This is a genomic window from Treponema sp. OMZ 803, from assembly GCF_024181165.1.
GTDB lineage: Bacteria > Spirochaetota > Spirochaetia > Treponematales > Treponemataceae > Treponema.
Genome location: NZ_CP051195.1, coordinates 2,445,618 through 2,461,991, shown reverse-complemented (window position 1 = coordinate 2,461,991; position 16,374 = coordinate 2,445,618). Strand labels below are relative to the sequence as shown.

20 protein-coding genes are annotated in these 16,374 nt (G+C 37.6%); 19 read left to right on the top strand and 1 reads right to left on the bottom strand.

Translation table 11 applies throughout. From position 1 onward, the window contains the following. Positions 1–130 precede the first annotated feature (130 nt). The 6 genes from ABH09_RS11180 to ABH09_RS11155 all read left to right on the top strand — a co-directional run bounded on the left by ABH09_RS11180 (position 131) and on the right by ABH09_RS11155 (position 2,702). Complete coding sequence (locus ABH09_RS11180; RefSeq protein ID WP_253714489.1) at positions 131–397, top strand: hypothetical protein; 267 nt, start codon at positions 131–133, stop codon at positions 395–397. Then, on the top strand, positions 372–560 hold the full coding sequence (locus ABH09_RS11175; protein ID WP_162664378.1) for a hypothetical protein: 189 nt from the start codon (positions 372–374) through the stop codon (positions 558–560). The genes ABH09_RS11180 and ABH09_RS11175 overlap by 26 nt, the downstream gene beginning before the upstream one ends. Positions 561–701: 141 nt before the next feature. After that, a complete protein-coding gene (locus ABH09_RS11170) occupies positions 702–1,187 on the top strand; it encodes a hypothetical protein (protein WP_253714488.1) in 486 nt (161 codons plus the stop codon). A gap of 76 nt (positions 1,188–1,263) precedes the next feature. Then, entirely contained in the window at positions 1,264–1,683 is a 420-nt protein-coding gene (locus tag ABH09_RS11165) for a hypothetical protein (RefSeq protein WP_162664376.1), read from the top strand. Between the two features lie 120 nt (positions 1,684–1,803). Next, positions 1,804–2,133: a hypothetical protein gene (locus tag ABH09_RS11160; RefSeq protein WP_253714487.1), complete on the top strand. Its 330-nt coding sequence runs from the start codon at positions 1,804–1,806 to the stop codon at positions 2,131–2,133. A gap of 101 nt (positions 2,134–2,234) precedes the next feature. Then, positions 2,235–2,702: a hypothetical protein gene (locus tag ABH09_RS11155; protein WP_253714486.1), complete on the top strand. Its 468-nt coding sequence runs from the start codon at positions 2,235–2,237 to the stop codon at positions 2,700–2,702. Positions 2,703–3,043: 341 nt separating this feature from the next. Here the strand turns inward: ABH09_RS11155 and ABH09_RS11150 are convergent, their stop codons facing one another. Then, on the bottom strand, positions 3,044–3,565 hold the full coding sequence (locus tag ABH09_RS11150; RefSeq protein ID WP_162664373.1) for a LysM peptidoglycan-binding domain-containing protein: 522 nt from the start codon (positions 3,563–3,565) through the stop codon (positions 3,044–3,046). Between the two features lie 345 nt (positions 3,566–3,910). Between ABH09_RS11150 and ABH09_RS13070 the strand changes: the two genes are divergently transcribed. The 13 genes from ABH09_RS13070 to mutL all read left to right on the top strand — a co-directional run bounded on the left by ABH09_RS13070 (position 3,911) and on the right by mutL (position 16,304). Next, positions 3,911–4,060, top strand: coding sequence for a type II toxin-antitoxin system RelE family toxin (locus ABH09_RS13070; protein WP_162664372.1), 150 nt, complete (start codon positions 3,911–3,913; stop codon positions 4,058–4,060). 102 nt (positions 4,061–4,162) lie between these two features. Next, positions 4,163–4,954, top strand: coding sequence for a hypothetical protein (locus ABH09_RS11145; protein WP_253714485.1), 792 nt, complete (start codon positions 4,163–4,165; stop codon positions 4,952–4,954). A gap of 208 nt (positions 4,955–5,162) precedes the next feature. Then, positions 5,163–5,954, top strand: coding sequence for a hypothetical protein (locus tag ABH09_RS11140; protein ID WP_253714484.1), 792 nt, complete (start codon positions 5,163–5,165; stop codon positions 5,952–5,954). A 67-nt stretch (positions 5,955–6,021) separates the two neighbouring features. Then, positions 6,022–6,828, top strand: coding sequence for a hypothetical protein (locus tag ABH09_RS11135; RefSeq protein WP_253714483.1), 807 nt, complete (start codon positions 6,022–6,024; stop codon positions 6,826–6,828). Positions 6,829–7,237: 409 nt separating this feature from the next. Continuing rightward, complete coding sequence (locus ABH09_RS11130; protein ID WP_253714482.1) at positions 7,238–7,747, top strand: NADH-quinone oxidoreductase subunit NuoE family protein; 510 nt, start codon at positions 7,238–7,240, stop codon at positions 7,745–7,747. A 21-nt stretch (positions 7,748–7,768) separates the two neighbouring features. Then, on the top strand, positions 7,769–8,164 hold the full coding sequence (locus ABH09_RS11125; RefSeq protein ID WP_253714481.1) for a (2Fe-2S) ferredoxin domain-containing protein: 396 nt from the start codon (positions 7,769–7,771) through the stop codon (positions 8,162–8,164). After that, on the top strand, positions 8,161–9,942 hold the full coding sequence (locus tag ABH09_RS11120; protein ID WP_253714480.1) for an NADH-quinone oxidoreductase subunit NuoF: 1,782 nt from the start codon (positions 8,161–8,163) through the stop codon (positions 9,940–9,942). The genes ABH09_RS11125 and ABH09_RS11120 overlap by 4 nt, the downstream gene beginning before the upstream one ends. Before the next feature lie 12 nt (positions 9,943–9,954). Then, on the top strand, positions 9,955–11,709 hold the full coding sequence (locus ABH09_RS11115) for an NADH-dependent [FeFe] hydrogenase, group A6 (RefSeq protein WP_253714479.1): 1,755 nt from the start codon (positions 9,955–9,957) through the stop codon (positions 11,707–11,709). 137 nt (positions 11,710–11,846) lie between these two features. Then, a complete protein-coding gene (locus tag ABH09_RS11110; RefSeq protein ID WP_253714478.1) occupies positions 11,847–13,070 on the top strand; it encodes a hypothetical protein in 1,224 nt (407 codons plus the stop codon). A gap of 137 nt (positions 13,071–13,207) precedes the next feature. Beyond that, a complete protein-coding gene (locus ABH09_RS11105; protein WP_162664364.1) occupies positions 13,208–13,405 on the top strand; it encodes a type II toxin-antitoxin system RelB/DinJ family antitoxin in 198 nt (65 codons plus the stop codon). A gap of 44 nt (positions 13,406–13,449) precedes the next feature. Beyond that, positions 13,450–14,025 carry a hypothetical protein gene (locus ABH09_RS11100; protein WP_253714477.1) on the top strand — a complete coding sequence of 192 codons (576 nt, stop codon included), beginning with the start codon at positions 13,450–13,452 and terminating at the stop codon, positions 14,023–14,025. A gap of 39 nt (positions 14,026–14,064) precedes the next feature. Continuing rightward, positions 14,065–14,298 carry an exodeoxyribonuclease VII small subunit gene (xseB, locus tag ABH09_RS11095; protein WP_162664362.1) on the top strand — a complete coding sequence of 78 codons (234 nt, stop codon included), beginning with the start codon at positions 14,065–14,067 and terminating at the stop codon, positions 14,296–14,298. A 2-nt stretch (positions 14,299–14,300) separates the two neighbouring features. Further along, positions 14,301–16,304 carry a DNA mismatch repair endonuclease MutL gene (mutL, locus tag ABH09_RS11090; protein WP_253714476.1) on the top strand — a complete coding sequence of 668 codons (2,004 nt, stop codon included), beginning with the start codon at positions 14,301–14,303 and terminating at the stop codon, positions 16,302–16,304. Positions 16,305–16,374 lie beyond the last annotated feature (70 nt).

The following is a 16,374-nucleotide window of genomic DNA, read 5'->3' as shown; positions in this document are numbered from 1 at the left end:
GAATATAATTTCATCCAGTCAAGCTCGATGAAAAAAAGTATGTTTTAGTAAGCAACTCAAGCTTGCTTACTAAAATGAAATTGAACTTTAGGGCGGAACAAGGTAGCGGTGGTACGCGGCTTTACGACGTTTGGAAAAAGTATACATAGAAGAAATCAGATATCAAGGTGTTGGCGGACATTTGTTTGCAATCGCTGCAAACAAATCAATCGACTTTGGTTTTGATGGAATGATGTATGGATTTACAGCGAATAAAATTTTACTTGATCATTATGTCGAAAAATTTAATGCTGAATTTATCGGTATTCTTCATCCATTTCAATTTGCAATAGATGAAGAAAATGCAAAAAATATAATGGAGGTTTATACCTATGACTGGACTGATGAAAAATTATAAAGAAACTTTAAAAGATACCCCGCAACCTATATTGTTGTCTCAAATGGAAAATAGTATAGATTTGAAAGCATTATTTTCTTATGCAAAAGCAAATAATATGAAAGTTTCTGAATTATCAGAAACTGATAAGAAAAAATTTGTTAGGGCTAGATGCTTGTTATAGTTTAAGTTTAATATAAATTAAATAGAATTTAAATAGTAATAACACCTAATACTGTTTTCAAAGCTGACAAACCGGACAAGCCTTGTTGCAGGTTAAGCGTTAGTTATGTATCCAACGTCAAGCGTTGGGAAAGGATTAAAAATGTTATTAACTTATGGAAATATAAAAAAATCAAAAATTTTAAAATATATTTATTTAGCTGATTACAATGATGATGAATATCGCAAAGCATTTCTTGAATATAATAAGAGTATAGTAAAAGATTTTGAAAAATCTGATTTCATAAAAATATATAAATATTTGCATGATGCAAAAATCTATCTGAAACAAATTAATGGAAACGTTGTAATAAAAGTTAATACTTATGATTCAGAAGAAAAGAAGTCAATTTATTTTGATATTATTTTTGAAAAAGCTAAGATTTTATCTTGGAACACTGTAAAAGAAAACGGTCATATTTCAAGATTAAATAAAAAATATAAACCTCAAGAGTATGGGTACGAAGAATTTTACGAAGATAATGGAAAAAAATATGTGTCTTTGATTTTATTTGGAAATAAGATTAGAAAAGGTTTGTATTATCCAATGGTAACTCTTAATTATGAAAATATTAGGATTAAATATTAGGATTAATAGATCCGGTTGCACTTTAAAACAATGTTATGGCGACACTACACTAGGATGCGAGGTTTTATGAAAAGATATGAATGGTTTTAAGGCTATTATCGAATTACAAGATATTCTCTTCCCGAAATTTTATACGGCAATAGATTCTGAAAATAATGAATATATATTTTTAAAAACTCAAGATTCAAAGATAGATTCATTAGATAAAGTATCTGATAAAACACAATTAGAGGCATATGAAAATCATATTCATATTTGTGGTAAAGTTAAAAAACGTGTTCAACATACAGCCATAACTTCTGCAAAATTAATTACGAAAAATCTCATTGAAAATTTAAAAACAAGTTTTCCAAATAAAAGTTTCTATGTCTATTTGGACTGTGATTTTAACGATCATATTATATTAAGATTTCATCAATTATGGGAGAATGAAGCACCGTATTATGATGTAAAAGATTTTCCAAATATGGAAGTCTATAAAATTGGAATAAAATAATTAATTGAAGTTTAGGGGTAGGTCGAGGAAGCGGTTATATTTATTTTTGTAAATAAAAAACTTATTCCTGTAAAAATATTAAAAATCGGGTCAAGCTCGATTTTAATTAAAGGATATGAAATGAATAAAAATAAAATTGGAAAACTGATTTTAATTGGAATTAGGTATTACAATAGCAATAATGAATTGTTGGAACAATATCAGACAAGTGGAATCATAGAATCTATTACTGACAAAGAAATTAAAATAAAAAGAGAAAATTACAAAGAATTATTTACAATTCCAAATGATGATAGAGCTATTATAGAAGCAAAGCCCGGTGACTATAGAGAAAGACAAAGTGGCAAAGTAATTAAAAGTCCAGATTATATATCACAATGGACAGTTACTGGAAACGGCAGTAAAGAGAATATTGATAATTATAAAGAAAAAGGATTTGAATTAAAGTAATACACATAACAAAGGTTAGTAGCCGACATGCGGAAAAGCCGCGTGCGGTACAACCATTTATTAGGGCGACAGGCTACTGGACTGCTTTTCTAGAAGGAAAAATGAAAAGAACAGTTTCACTATTATTTATATGTATATATCTATTTAATTGCTATGCAATAAATTTTGCAATAAATTCTAAAAGTTATCCACATTGGGCTTTTCAACAGTATAATTTTTGTCATGAAGAAAATACCGATTTTAAAAATCATAACAATATTGTGCTTTTGACTCATACCGTACGAACATGGCCATTTGGTATTTTGTATGATGTTTTCAGTTTTTTAGTAGATAAGAATATATCATGGAAAAAAATGCTGATTTATAGCTTTTCCTATCAGTCAGAGAATGGAGAAGTTTTTATCATTAAAAATAAAATAATAAACAATCATGGATATATATTCAATGAAATTAAAAAATATTGGTTGGTTAAAGAAATAAAAAATGAAAAAAACTTCATAGGAAAAATTGTATATAGTTTTGATGATGGCGAGCTTATTACAGAATATACTGAAATAATAGTTTGGTAATAAAGGATATAATTTCAGGCTTGGACGAAGAAGCGGTTTTCTGCTGTTTAGGAACAGTACAATATATAGAAGCATACGCTTCAAAAAATATAACAGAATTTTTCTTAAAGAAAAAAGGATTTAAGAAATCTAATTCTGTCTAAGAAATATTTTTGCCATAACACCCGCTTCAACGCTGACAACTGCAAACGCAGGTTAAGCGGTAGTTGAATGAATGCTGCACACCCATTAGGTTGGTCTGCCTTTAGGCAGGCGGGTGCGGAACCGACCTATAACATTTATTCGTGCGAGGGTTTCATACCCCGACGCTTCTTGAGTCGGGGTATGATGATTTCAGGGTTCTACTGCGGTTTATCCATATATTTTATGCGTTTTTGCAATCGTTTCATCATAGTGAACTTTTTTTCTCTTTTATATATTTTAATACACTGCTCAAATTGAGATTTCGCTTTTTGTCGATATTCAGGATGAGCCATAAATTCTTGAAAATCCGGAATATTCAGCGTCATACCGGGGCGTATCTTATCGGGATGCTTTATTATCCCTTCATTCATCACCATGATAATGGGAAAATAGTAGGCTCTATCAAGACTTCCAAAGTGCTTCAAGGCAATTCGTGAAAGAATATCGCCTTTAACAACGGTGTACTTTTTGACACTTACCGTTTTCGGTTCTGCCTCCGGAACAGGCTCCTTTGGTTTAGGCTGGTCCGGTTCGGAAGCAGGAATAGGCGCCGGTTCTTTCGCAGGCGCCTCCTCTATCCGTTGAGGCTCTTCTTTCGGCGAAGGCGGCGATGTTGGACACGATGTAAACAAAGAAAATATCGCTATTGATAATAGCAAAAAGAAAAATGCTTTTTTCATATGTATAACTCCTTTTCCGTTATTATACATGAGAATAAAAAATTTTATCAATAACAGCATATTTTTTACTATGAAATAAAGAGTTTTAAGCAGCACCTAGAGTGGTGCAATAAAAGTACAGTACCAACCTCGGCTTCAAAACCTCTATAGACAGGATGTGATTTTGCGCAACCGATTGACGTTTTGAATATAACTGAATACATTTGAAGCAGAGGTATAAAATGACGAGGACAATTACTGTTCGTATAGATGACAGTACATATGACATTTTCAAACTAGCCGCTGATGGGCAGAAAAGAACAATCTCAAATTATCTGGAATATGCAACGCGCAATTACACCATGAATGAGACAGTTGTCGATGATATCGAAAGGTAATTACAAAGGCCTATATCGGTTTAGAATAGGGGATTACCGTCTATTCTATAAAATATCAGAAGATACAGTCATTGTATTTATAGTCGACCTTGGAACACGAAAAGGTGCTTATAAATAATATAGCCTAATACCGCTTTCAAAGCCGACAAATGGGACTATGCCCGTTTGCAGTTTAAAACAATGTTGTGGCGACAGGTCGTTGGTCTGCTGTGGAGGAAAAATGAAAAGTTTAAGTAGAATTATATTCTTTTCTATTCTATTATTTTTGTTTATCTCATGTAAAAAGAATGAAAATAAAGATTTTACTGCTGCAGCAATAGATATAGAAAATTCTCAAAGAGAAGAACTGCTAACCGTTGAGGAAGTAAAAGAAAGATTAGATTTAAAAAATCCTGAAGTGAAAGAGTATTTTAAACCATTTTATGAATCTTTAAAAATATTAGATGTGGAAAATCCTACTGTTGAAGATCAGATAAAATTATTTTATGAAACAATAAAAGTATTGGATAAGGAATACTATTTTAATATATTTGATTTTGATTATAAACCAAGCGATGAATTAACAGAAATATTTCATAAAATATTTTTAGAAGATGGAATTTGGCAAAATATCATTTCAAATTTATATACAAAAGCATCACAGCAACCGGACAGATTTCTTAATACAAGTAAAAACATAAAGATAAAAGATATCTCAGTAGTTTCAATCACTGATAAGGAATGTACTTGTGTCGTAAAAGCAGAAGCTTCGCATTGGTTTTATGCAGACCATGGTATGGCGCTTACAAAAAAGAAATATTTCAAATATTATGATGATATTTGTATAAATGAAGAAGAGCTGGAAAAATTCGGCCAAAAAGCTTTACAGGAATATAAGAAGATTGGAGAAGGAAAATTCGCGGGAAATACTATAAAGACAGAAGAAAATCATATATTCCATTTAGTAAAAAAAGAAGGAGTGTATAAAATAAAAGATTTTGTTTTTAATATTACCTCATTTACAGACGGCTAAGATATTATATATAAGAAGAATATTTTAGGATGGAAGTATATTTATGAAAAAAGAAAAGATAGATATAATGCTTGTCAGGCAAGAATAGAAAGATAAATAATTCAATGCGTCTACCATCCGCTTAACCTGACATTGCCTTTACGAGAATGCAGGTTAAGCGAATGTTATATGGATGCCCGCACTAGGGTACTTAGGAATAATAGAATAAATGAATTTTATCAAAGTTTTTTCCAACGGATTATACAATAGCAAAGAAGCCTATAGTTATTTTTCTGAAGATGAAATTATCAACATACCGTTTGATTTGTATAATTTAATCGATATAGACCAAAAAACTGAAAATGAATTTATTTTTCCAAATATCATAGAATTTCTAACTGATTTATACGTAACTCTGAATATTAAGGATAAACATTTTAAATATATAGATTCAAAATTGGAGGAAATAAATTTTTGGAAAAAATTTTCAGAATATTTATACTCTGATTTTCTATATAAAAAAGAAGGTGCAATTTTAGCACTTGCAAAAAAACGAAGCACAAGTAATTGCAAATATTTGGAGGACGCTTTTATTAGTGAATATTACAAAAAGAATCCTATACTAACTGCCAGATGTCTAACAGAATTATTTTATTTAAAAAGTAAAAAAGCAAAGGAATTCAAGAAATTACTTGTTGAAGATTTTGATTTAATAAATTTCATTTCTATACTTCTGTTTGATGATGAAGAACTTACTAAGAAAGTATTAGGCTTAAATAAAAATGAAAAATACTTACAAAAAATAAGAGCTGACAGTATTCAAAATTTTACTATGAATTTTGAAATATTTATAACAAATGTTCAAGGTGCAAACAAGATTAAAGATTTCACAAGAGATGAATATATTAAAAGTATTAATTATTTTGAAAAAATATATAGTTCCTATAAAATAGATGATTTTTATTCTTTTTATAAAAAAGCTTTACAGGAGATGGAAATATCACATAACACAGGACTATAGCCGACGCGCGGTCAATCTGTGTGTGCAGTCAAACCAGTTGTTAGATGGATAAAATTAGGGTAAAATATTGGAAAAAGATGAATTAATACAAAAGGTGAAAGAATATACCTATTATCTTACAGATGAGTATTTGGAAGAAGTATGCAAAGGCTTATTGCAAATTAAAGATACAAATCTTTTCTTCGAAAAATGTTATGAAAATGATGCTGTTTATACATCGGAAAGTCCTTGTTCATTTATTTGTGATTCAGTAACTCATTCGCATAAATATCGAGAATTAATATTAAAAAAATATGAAAATGATTGTATTTATAAATTTTGTGAAAAAATGCTATTTGATTCTTCATATATCAGACGAAGAGAAGCCTTAATTATAATCTGTGATACCTTAAATATTCATAGAATAAAATGTAAAAAAATACTGGAAGATTATTTTATTTTTGTAATAGAAAATGATCCACTACTTTTATATGATTATATAATGGAATTTACATGGTTGTATGCTTATGAAATTAGAATTAAGAGAAATCTCTATTCAAAAATCTTGAAACTAAATAACGAATATGCTAATCTTATATTATTAGAAACTTTAGATGATTTATCCATACCTCTTTTTAGTAGCAATGGATTATTAAAATATAAAATTTCATCAAAACTAGCAAGAAATCAAAATAGATGTGTAAATTTATTCGCTAAAAAAATGAAAAAAAATATGATTATTAGAAATTATAAGAAAAAAATTGATACAAAAAAATATATTCTAGGAAATGGTAGGTTAGAATTTAGTAATATAATGTTTATGAATAAAACTGAAAATTATAATAAAGATGATTTTATAAATTTTTATTTGAATTATGTAAAGAAAAACTTCTAACACCCGCTTCAACGCTGACATGATCTTGGCAATGTAGGTTGACCATATTCATATGGCAAGAGAAAATGAGGCAATTCCCCTCACTAACAATAGGCCTTTAGTAATAATATGTAAAAAATTATCTATGGAAGTTTGTAACTAAGCATGACATCGAACATCCGCATATATGCCCCCAATTTCTATACGAGTATTTGTATCACGGAGTATTCGTATATCCGTGATTTCTATGTTGCAGAAATTGCTTATCGGCATGGTTATCGAAATGTGGAAATTTTTCCGGTTGACAGATTACATCTTTCGGTGTGATACTATTAAGTAGAGTATAATTCGGTACCCTTAAAAGTTAACTTTTTTAAAGGTTGTCAACATGTTTCCGGCAGAATAAGCCGGTAAGGTTGGAGGCTGATTTATGAACGCACAACCGTCCTTCTCCGATTCTTTAAACTCCTTTATCGCCGATTGGAAAAATAGGCCGGGTAACCTTATTATGATTTTACATAAGGTTCAAGAAGAATTCGGCTATATTTCAAAAGAGGCTGCGCAAGAAGTTTCGATCAGAACCGGTATTCCTCTCGCCAATGTATACGGCACCATGTCTTTTTATCACTTTTTTAAAACGGAAAAACCCGGAAAACACAAAATTTGTATTTGCTTAGGAACAGCGTGTTACCTAAAGGGGAGTCAAGATATTCTCGATGAATCTCGCAGCCTGCTCGGATTAACGGAAGAACAGGTTACCGGCGCCGACGGAGAATTTTCTGTTGAGCCGGTACGATGCATCGGATGTTGCGGATTAGCACCTGTCCTTTCCGTCAATGGTATCGTTCATGGAAAATTGAAACGCGAAGATATGACAAAAATCATTGCAGATTGCCGCACACAAGAGCAAAAATGCCGGATTAATGAAATATGGGGCTAAAACAAAAAGGAGTATCGGGGTATGCAAAAATTAACACGCGAGATGCTGCATAAACTGAGAGATTCGTTAGTAAACGAAATAAAAATCAGACAGACAGCCGGTAAAATCGCTTATGTGATCGTCGGTATGGGGGAGTGCGGTCTTCAAAAGGGAGCAAAAGATGTCTTTACCGCAATCAGTGAGAAAGTAAATGCACTCGGATTACGCGGCTCCGTCGCAGTAATTCAAGCGGATATGGAGAGCTTCTGGGATAGAGCACCCGTCGTTGAAGTCATCCTGGAGGGGCAAAAACCGGTAAAATACGGACGGGTTACCCCCGAAACCGCACAAAAAATTATAGAAAGCCACATTATAAACAAAAAGACGGTAACCGAATATATGTTGGATGCTGCGGAAGCTAGGGAGAATCACGTATGAACTATACCCATTATATCTTGGTGTGCGGCGGTTCTGCGTGCGAATCCAGCCATTCCGTTCGGATTTATGAAAACCTGGTAGAAGAAGTAAAAAAAGCAGGCGTTGACGATCAGGTAAGAATCATTAAGACCGGATGTTTCGGTTTTTGTGAAAAAGGCCCTATCGTAAAGGTGCTTCCGGAAGACGCTTTCTATGTCGAAGTAAAGCCCGAAGACGCCGCGGATATTATCAATGAGCATATTATAAAAGGCATTCAGGTGAACCGCCTCCTTTATGCAAAAGAGAAAAAGAGTGCGGAAGATGTGGATGAAATTCCTTTCTATAAAAAGCAGCTGCGTATTACTTTGCGCAATTGCGGATTAATCGACCCTGAAAATATTGAGGACTATATCGCTCATGACGGTTACTTTGCGCTTGAAAAAGCGCTTTTTGAAATGACGAGAGAAGAAATCGTCGCTGAAATTACCGCTTCCGGTTTACGCGGACGGGGCGGAGCCGGCTTTCCGACAGGATTAAAATGGGATGCCGGCTTTAAAGCAAAAGGCAATGTAAAGTACGTTGTATGCAATGCCGATGAAGGGGATCCCGGCGCCTATATGGATAGATCGACAATCGAAGGAGATCCTCACAGCATTATTGAGGCGATGGCTATTTGCGGCAGGACAATCGGTGCGAATAAGGGTTTCGTTTATATTCGCGCGGAATATCCCCTCGCAATATCCCGGCTGGAGAAGGCCATTACGCAGGCAAAGGAATACGGCCTTTTGGGTGAACATATCCTTGGTTCTGATTTTAGCTTTGATATAGAAATCAGACTGGGTGCAGGTGCTTTTGTCTGCGGGGAAGAAACAGCGCTGCTCCGCTCAATCGAGGGGAAGCGTGGGATGCCGACGCCTAAGCCCCCATTTCCGGCACAGGCGGGACTTTGGGGCAAACCGACCATTATCAATAATGTAGAAACGTTTGCGAATATCCCCATCATTTTGATGAAAGGAGCGGGATGGTTCAAAAGCATCGGCACGGCGGATTCTGCCGGCACCAAGGTGTTCGCACTCACCGGGAAGGTAGAAAACTCAGGGCTGGTTGAGGTTCCTATGGGAACGACGCTGCGGGAAATTATCTTTGATATAGGCGGCGGCATTAAAAACGGTAAAAAATTTAAGGCGGTGCAAACCGGTGGCCCCTCAGGGGGAATCATTACGCCTGAGGCACTTGATACTCCTATCGACTTTAAAAACCTGCAAGCGCTCGGTTCCATGATGGGCTCAGGCGGCATGATCGTTATGGACGAAGATGACTGCGTAGTAAATGTTGCAAAGTTTTATATGGAATTCTGCGTCGATGAATCCTGCGGAAAATGCGCGCCGTGCCGGATAGGTACTCGTCAAATTTATGCGTTGCTCGATAAGATATCCAAGGGAAAAGGTGAAATGAGCGACTTGAATAAACTCGAAGAAATCGGCTTTGCCATGAAAAAAGCTTCTTTATGCGCACTCGGTCAATCCGCTCCCAATCCTACGCTTTCAACGGTAAAGAAATTTCGCGACGAGTATATCGCCCATATTGTCAATAAAAAATGCCTTACCGGTAAGTGCAAAGACTTGGTTAGTTTCTATATTACTGAAAAATGTATCGGCTGTGGCGCTTGCGCACGCAAATGCCCTGCAAACTGTATTGCAGGCGAGCGGAGAAACCGCCATTCAATCGATCAGGTAAAGTGCTTAAAATGCGGAGAATGCTTCCGTAGCTGCCGGTTTGATGCAATCGAGAAAAAATAAGGGGGAATCTGCATGTTGGACATAAAGATAAACGGAAAACGAGTGCAAGTGCCCGAAGGCGCAACGATAATGGAGGCTGCCCGTGCGGCAAATGTAAAGATTCCTTCACTTTGCTATAACAAAGACTTACCGGCATGGGGTTCGTGCGGACTTTGTATTGTCCATCTTGAGAACAGCGCCAGAATGATGCGAGCTTGCTGCACAAAGGCTGCCAACGGTATGAACATTATTACCCATGACCCCGAAATTGTACAGGCGCGGCGTTCCGTATTGGAATTGATTTTATCTAATCATCCTAAGGATTGTCTTACGTGCAGCCGGAATAATAAATGCGAACTTCAAAGTTTAGCTGCCGAATTCGGATTGCGGGAGATGCACTTTGAACACTACATCAATGAAAAACCGAAAGATGATTCTAACGGCGCTATTGTATTTGATCGAAATAAGTGTATTTCGTGCGGACGCTGTGTCGAAGTCTGTCAGCACATGCAGGCGGTACATGCGATAGAATATCAAGGACGGGGAGGAAAGACGATTATCGCTCCGGCAGCAATGGCTCTATTGAGGGATTCTCCATGCGTACATTGCGGCCAATGCGCAGCTCATTGTCCGGTCGGCGCGATTTACGAGACTCCGCCAAAAATGGATATGTGGGCAAAGCTCTCCGATCCCGATACGATCAGTGTCGTTCAAATAGCTCCTTCGGTGCGGGTCGCATTGGGAGAGGAATTCGGCTTAAAACCGGGGGATCTCACCACCGGAAAAATATATACGGCGTTACGCCGCATCGGGTTTGAGTATGTATTTGACAGTAATTTTTCCGCTGATTTAACGATTGCCGAGGAGGCACAGGAGTTCGTGACGAATTTTACCGATAGAACTTACACATTCCCGCAGTTCACATCTTGTTGTCCTGCATGGGTTGAATTCGCCGAAAAATATCATCATGATTTGATACCGCATCTTTCTTCTACTAAAAGTCCGATGCAGATTATGGGGGCGATGATAAAGACCTATTGGGCTGAAAAGATGAGCATCGATCCTAAAAAGATATTTTCGGTAGCGGTTATGCCGTGTACGGCAAAAAAATACGAATGCGAACGCAATGGTACCATGTCCGCTTCCGGTTACCAGGATGTAGATGCGGTTATTACAACGCGGGAATTTGCAAACTATATCCGTCAGGCCGGGATTGAATTTAATGCATTGGAAGAGCAGAAGGCAGATTCTCCGCTTGGCCCGTATTCCGGAGCAGGAACGATATTCGGTGCAACAGGCGGCGTTATGGAAGCGGCTTTGCGCACCGCCTATTTTTATATAACGGGAAAAGAACTCACCGCGCTTGATTTTTATCAAGTAAGAGGTCTTACCGGTATTAAAGAAGCTAAAATAGATATTGAAGGGACTGAAGTTCGCGTTGCCGTTGTCAATCAGCTCGGGAATTTACCTGAATTTTTGGAGAAGATAAGACAGTCAATTAAAGCAGGCGAAGACCCGATCTATCATTTTGTCGAAGTGATGGCATGCCGCGGCGGTTGTGTCGGTGGCGGCGGGCAACCCTACGGTTGTACCGACGAGGTGCGGAAGCTAAGGGCTGCAGGTCTTTACACCGATGATGAAAGAGCTGTGATACGAACATCGCATAATAATCCATACATCAAGCAAGTCTATAGCGAATACTTGGGAAAGCCGAATTCTGAAAAGGCGCACCGTTTGCTGCATACGCATTACCAAAGCAGGGAACCGTATCATTTTAACGAGCCGTAGGGACGAAATATATTAAACGGGTTGAACCTGTTATCCGTACGGAGAGTTATCAGCATAGAGGGTTATCTTATATGCTATGTCGTAACGGATGGTATTAAAGCCAATAGTTTAGAATCGATGAAGGACTTAAGAAATAAATGATAAAACTTACTTTTTCTAAAAAAATGAAAGTTGTGGCTGTGGCAAGCGGTATTTTTTTATCAGCAGCTTTTTTATTTGGATTTTTATTTTTTCTGCTTACCGAAGTACATCCCGCTGTGACTTGGGGGCTGATGCTCCCGCTGTTTATATTATCTGGTACGCTTTCTGTTTTTAGTGTTTTGGAAGCATTCTTTGCATACTGTTCTTTTGATGATGAAAATGGGATCGAATTTTATTCGGGTTTTGCAAAAGTGAAGAAGATTCCTGTTTCTTCGCTTCAATCATTTCTTATAACTCAAAAAGGAATTTCAATTTCATACAAAACTTTAATCGGCGGTATAGAAAAAATAAAATCATTTACAGTCTCTATATATTTTCAGAATTTACAGTTACTATATGAATGGCTTGATTCTCATGCGCATAATTTATATGTCGAGCAGGTTGCGCAATCTATTAAAGAATTTACGGAATCCCATGATGAACTTTCAGATGATGAAAAAAATAGGCTTCTTCAAAAAACGTATATGATTGCACGGATTTTAAAATGGGGCGGCGTGCTTATTTCTATTCTTTTTATTGCTTGTATTTTTTTAGGTAGAAGTTTCATGCATATTGGTTTTATTGTGTGCGCAGCGTATCCGATTCTTTTGTTCCTGATTATACGTCTCTCAAATGGAGAAATTCGCTTTAATGCAAATAATACAGATTTATATCCAAGCCTTCTTACTCCTTTTTGTTTTTGTTCTGTGACGCTTTGTATTTTAGCTGCTATTTATATAAACCAAATATATAGTTTTTCAAAACAAGTTTCCGTTTCGGTATTTGTAATGCTTGTTATGTTCTTTTTATATTATATTTGCATAAGTGAATCAGAAAAGAAAATAGAAGAAAAGCGTTCTACCAGAATGCTTACAGTTGCCAGTGTTTTATTTCTTATGTTTTTATATGGATTTGGTTTTTCGGTTTCTGCAAACATCATACTTGATAAATCAAAGCCTACGGTTTTCGAAGTTACTGTCATAAATCAACGCATATTGAAAGGAAAACGGACGAATTATTATCTTGAAGTTTCACCATGGATTGACGGAAAAACAAAACAAAAAGAAATTTCGGTTGGAAGCACATTGTATTCTGAAGTAGAGCTTGGCAATATGGTTAAAATAAAATTGTACAAGGGTTTCCTCGGTGTTCCATGGTTCAAGGCGGCGAATATAAAATAAGAAAGGATTTGGGCTGTTTGTTTTTATAGATATAAATAAGAAAAGTAAAATAATATAAAGCATAATTACTTGTAGCAGTTTTGATAGTGTTGATATTTAGAGATTTATACAGTATATTGTAGTAATAGGTATTAAAAATGACTACAATATCAGCAAAGATTATAAATGATGATAAAATAAGTTTTGAGCGGATATGTGATTCTATGGGAATCAATATTTCTTCGGCTATAAATTCTTTTGTAAAAGCTACAATTCGAGAAAATGGGCTACCCTTTGCTCTGAAAGCATCCGAAGATTCGTATATTTATTCGGAGAAAATGTGTAATGCGGATTAATCGAATGTTAGACGGCGCTCTTACGATACAAAGGAAGAAAATATATGAAGAAATTGTTATCAACAATTATTTTTGTGATTTTTAGTATCCCTGTTTTTCCATTATATATTTTCGAGGAATTCTATTCTCTTGTTAGTCAAGCTGATTTAATAATAGTGGGAGAAATTATCTCTAGCAAAATTATAGGAAATAAAACGCAATATACTATAAATATTAAAGAAACAATAAAAGGTTACGCTGCAGAAAATTCAATAGTAACATATCAAAAGAATGGAATTAAAACGGGGTGCGAGTATATTTTCTTACTAAAAAAGCAAGAGGATATTTATGTAGATTATTTTGAGGGGATGACTAAATTTGAGATCGAGTATATTGAATATAAGGATGGGTTTAATTACTGTATTAGTCTCCCAAAAGATATTATTGGTGTAAATGACTTTACCATTCAAGGTAAACAGGATTTATCGGACGGTGGAAAGAGATGGAATGCTTTTTACTATCCAGTAGAGTATGTAATAAAATATATACGAGGTGAAAACACTTCGTGCTCAAGCACTACTGTTATTGACACTAACTATATATGTCATCATCATCGCCATTTATCCGCGCGGGGGTGTTAAAAAGCAGTCCGGTTGTCTCGAATAGAGAAGGAGAAGACGTTGAAAAAATTTGAAGAACGGTTAACTCGTCTTGAAGAAATCAGCGAAAAAATCAAAAGTGCCGATCTTCCGTTGGAAGAAGCTCTTGCGGCTTTTGAAGAAGGAATCAAGCTTGCTAAAACCTTGGAAAAAGACATTGATAAAATAGAAAGTAAGGTGCAGATATTGATGAATCAGCCGGTGCAATCGCAGGATAAACCTGAGCTGGAGCTCTTTTCAGCTGATGACATATAGCGATGGATACCTCGTCTCAATCACCTGAAATATCTCAAGTTTCTTTTCATACTGATACGGCTGTCGATTCCGCCGCTGTGTACAAGCCGATAAAAGCGCTTGATGCGGAAACGGCACGGAAAATTGCAGCAGGGGAGGTTATTGACCGACCCGCCGCTGTTATCCGTGAGCTTTTAGACAATGCAATCGACGCAGGCGCTTCAAAGGTGCAAGTGGAAATTTCAGGTGGCGGTATCGACCGCATTCGGGTTACGGATAACGGCTGCGGAATGAGCCGCGAAGACCTCGCAATCTGCACGGATACCCATACGACGAGCAAGATATCCACCGCGGAAGATTTGCTCTCCCTGCACAGCCTCGGTTTCCGCGGCGAAGCGCTTTCTTCTATTAAAGCGGTCAGTGATCTTGAAATTACCTCAACGAGGAGCGGACCCGCCGCATGGAAACTGCAGCTAGGGAAGATACTTCCGGCGCGTCTAAATGCCGGCACGGTAGTGCAGGTAGAAAACCTTTTTGAAAACTTCCCTGCCCGCAAGCAGTTTTTAAAGCGGGCGGCTGCCGAGACTGCGTTGTGTAGAACAATCTTTCTCGACAAAGCTCTGCCGCATTACCGTACCGAAATGCGCTTTATCACGGATGGCGAGCTTCGCTTTCTGCTTCCTCCTGCAGAGTCGCTGCGGGAACGCTGCCTCGCTGCATTTTCGTTTAAAGAACCCGAAGCGCTCTTTTTTGAAATTGAAGGAAGCGGTGAGCATTTTTCGTTCCGTATTGTGCTCGGCAGCCCGGATGTTGTCCGAAGCGATAAACGCGCTATCATGGTATTTGTCAACGGTAGAAGAATTACCGAGTTCGGGCTTATACAGGCAATCGAGTACGGCAGCGAAGGCTATTTCCCCAACGGCGGACACCCCGTTGCGTTTTTATTTTTAACGGTAGAGCCTTCCCGTGTGGACTTTAACATTCACCCCGCAAAAAAAGAAGCGCGCTTTCAAGATTACGGCGCCATTCACCACGCCGTTAGCAGCGCCGTCGGATCTTTTTACCGGCAGCATACCGTTGCAAGTCTCTTAAAAGAGAAGTATGACCCCAGCCTTACCCGCCCGCTGGATTTTCAACACGATTCCCCGGCAGGAGCATACCCACAGCCGCCGCACTCCGACACGACAGCCGGCCTGTATGGATACGGTAAAAGCGCTAACCCAGCCGCCGGTACAGCAGCCGATGACTATGACCGATATGGAAGGGAGTACGGAAACGATACCGGTGTACTACCTGACGGATACAACCACGAGGTATCCGGCACTCAAGCGGAGTACGGTTCTGCACAAAGCGGATACGGTAGCGCATTCCGCCAAATAGCGGCGACAGCAGCGGTTCCTTATTCAGTAGGGGAACACATTATTCCGCCGCCTGCGGCTTCGGGTACGGCAGCGTGTCTACAGCCGCCGCCGGATCTTCCTCCGGCTGATTTTAAGCTGCTCGGACAGGTCGCCGGTACCTTTATCGCAGTAGAAAAAAACGAGGCGCTGTATTTAATTGACCAACATGCCGCCCACGAGCGGATTATCTTTGAGCAGCTGCGGCATAATATCGGCGGCGTACAGGAGCTGTTAATCCCCTACCGCATTATCACTTCATCGGAAGAAGACGATGCGTTTATCAAAAAACATCAGGAGCTGCTGTGTAAAGCGGGCTTTTCCCTCTCCGATGAAGGTGCAGGCGTATGGCAGGTAACCGCCGTACCGGCACGGTGGACAGGCACGGAACGCGATCTTATCCGCGACATCACGGGCGTCCGTAAAAATGCCGATGATATCCTCTATCAGATTTTAGCCTCAGCCGCCTGCCGCGCTGCCTGCAAGGATCACGCCATCCTCGACCCCGTAACCCAACAGCGCATTGCGGCGCAAGCCTTTGAACTTCCCGAACCCATCTGTCCGCACGGTCGCCCAATCTGGATTGTGCTTACCCGCGAAGAACTCTTTAAACGGGTTAAGCGAACGTAGAGTAGAGATCCTCGCCGGCATTGACCTTTCTTGTGTTTTTCGCTAAAAAATTTTACAGGCTGATTAAATT

Coding starts and splice junctions, on each gene's coding strand:
- ABH09_RS11120 (WP_253714480.1), top strand. CDS start 8,161: ATGAACTATACCCATTATATCTTGGTGTGCGGCGGTTCTGCGTGCGAA.
- ABH09_RS11130 (WP_253714482.1), top strand. CDS start 7,238: ATGAACGCACAACCGTCCTTCTCCGATTCTTTAAACTCCTTTATCGCC.
- ABH09_RS11170 (WP_253714488.1), top strand. CDS start 702: ATGTTATTAACTTATGGAAATATAAAAAAATCAAAAATTTTAAAATAT.
- ABH09_RS11110 (WP_253714478.1), top strand. CDS start 11,847: ATGATAAAACTTACTTTTTCTAAAAAAATGAAAGTTGTGGCTGTGGCA.
- ABH09_RS11115 (WP_253714479.1), top strand. CDS start 9,955: ATGTTGGACATAAAGATAAACGGAAAACGAGTGCAAGTGCCCGAAGGC.
- ABH09_RS13070 (WP_162664372.1), top strand. CDS start 3,911: ATGAGACAGTTGTCGATGATATCGAAAGGTAATTACAAAGGCCTATAT.
- ABH09_RS11125 (WP_253714481.1), top strand. CDS start 7,769: ATGCAAAAATTAACACGCGAGATGCTGCATAAACTGAGAGATTCGTTA.
- ABH09_RS11175 (WP_162664378.1), top strand. CDS start 372: ATGACTGGACTGATGAAAAATTATAAAGAAACTTTAAAAGATACCCCG.
- ABH09_RS11105 (WP_162664364.1), top strand. CDS start 13,208: ATGACTACAATATCAGCAAAGATTATAAATGATGATAAAATAAGTTTT.
- ABH09_RS11165 (WP_162664376.1), top strand. CDS start 1,264: ATGAATGGTTTTAAGGCTATTATCGAATTACAAGATATTCTCTTCCCG.
- mutL (WP_253714476.1), top strand. CDS start 14,301: ATGGATACCTCGTCTCAATCACCTGAAATATCTCAAGTTTCTTTTCAT.
- ABH09_RS11150 (WP_162664373.1), bottom strand. CDS start 3,565: ATGAAAAAAGCATTTTTCTTTTTGCTATTATCAATAGCGATATTTTCT.
- ABH09_RS11140 (WP_253714484.1), top strand. CDS start 5,163: ATGAATTTTATCAAAGTTTTTTCCAACGGATTATACAATAGCAAAGAA.
- ABH09_RS11145 (WP_253714485.1), top strand. CDS start 4,163: ATGAAAAGTTTAAGTAGAATTATATTCTTTTCTATTCTATTATTTTTG.
- ABH09_RS11155 (WP_253714486.1), top strand. CDS start 2,235: ATGAAAAGAACAGTTTCACTATTATTTATATGTATATATCTATTTAAT.
- ABH09_RS11100 (WP_253714477.1), top strand. CDS start 13,450: ATGAAGAAATTGTTATCAACAATTATTTTTGTGATTTTTAGTATCCCT.
- ABH09_RS11160 (WP_253714487.1), top strand. CDS start 1,804: ATGAATAAAAATAAAATTGGAAAACTGATTTTAATTGGAATTAGGTAT.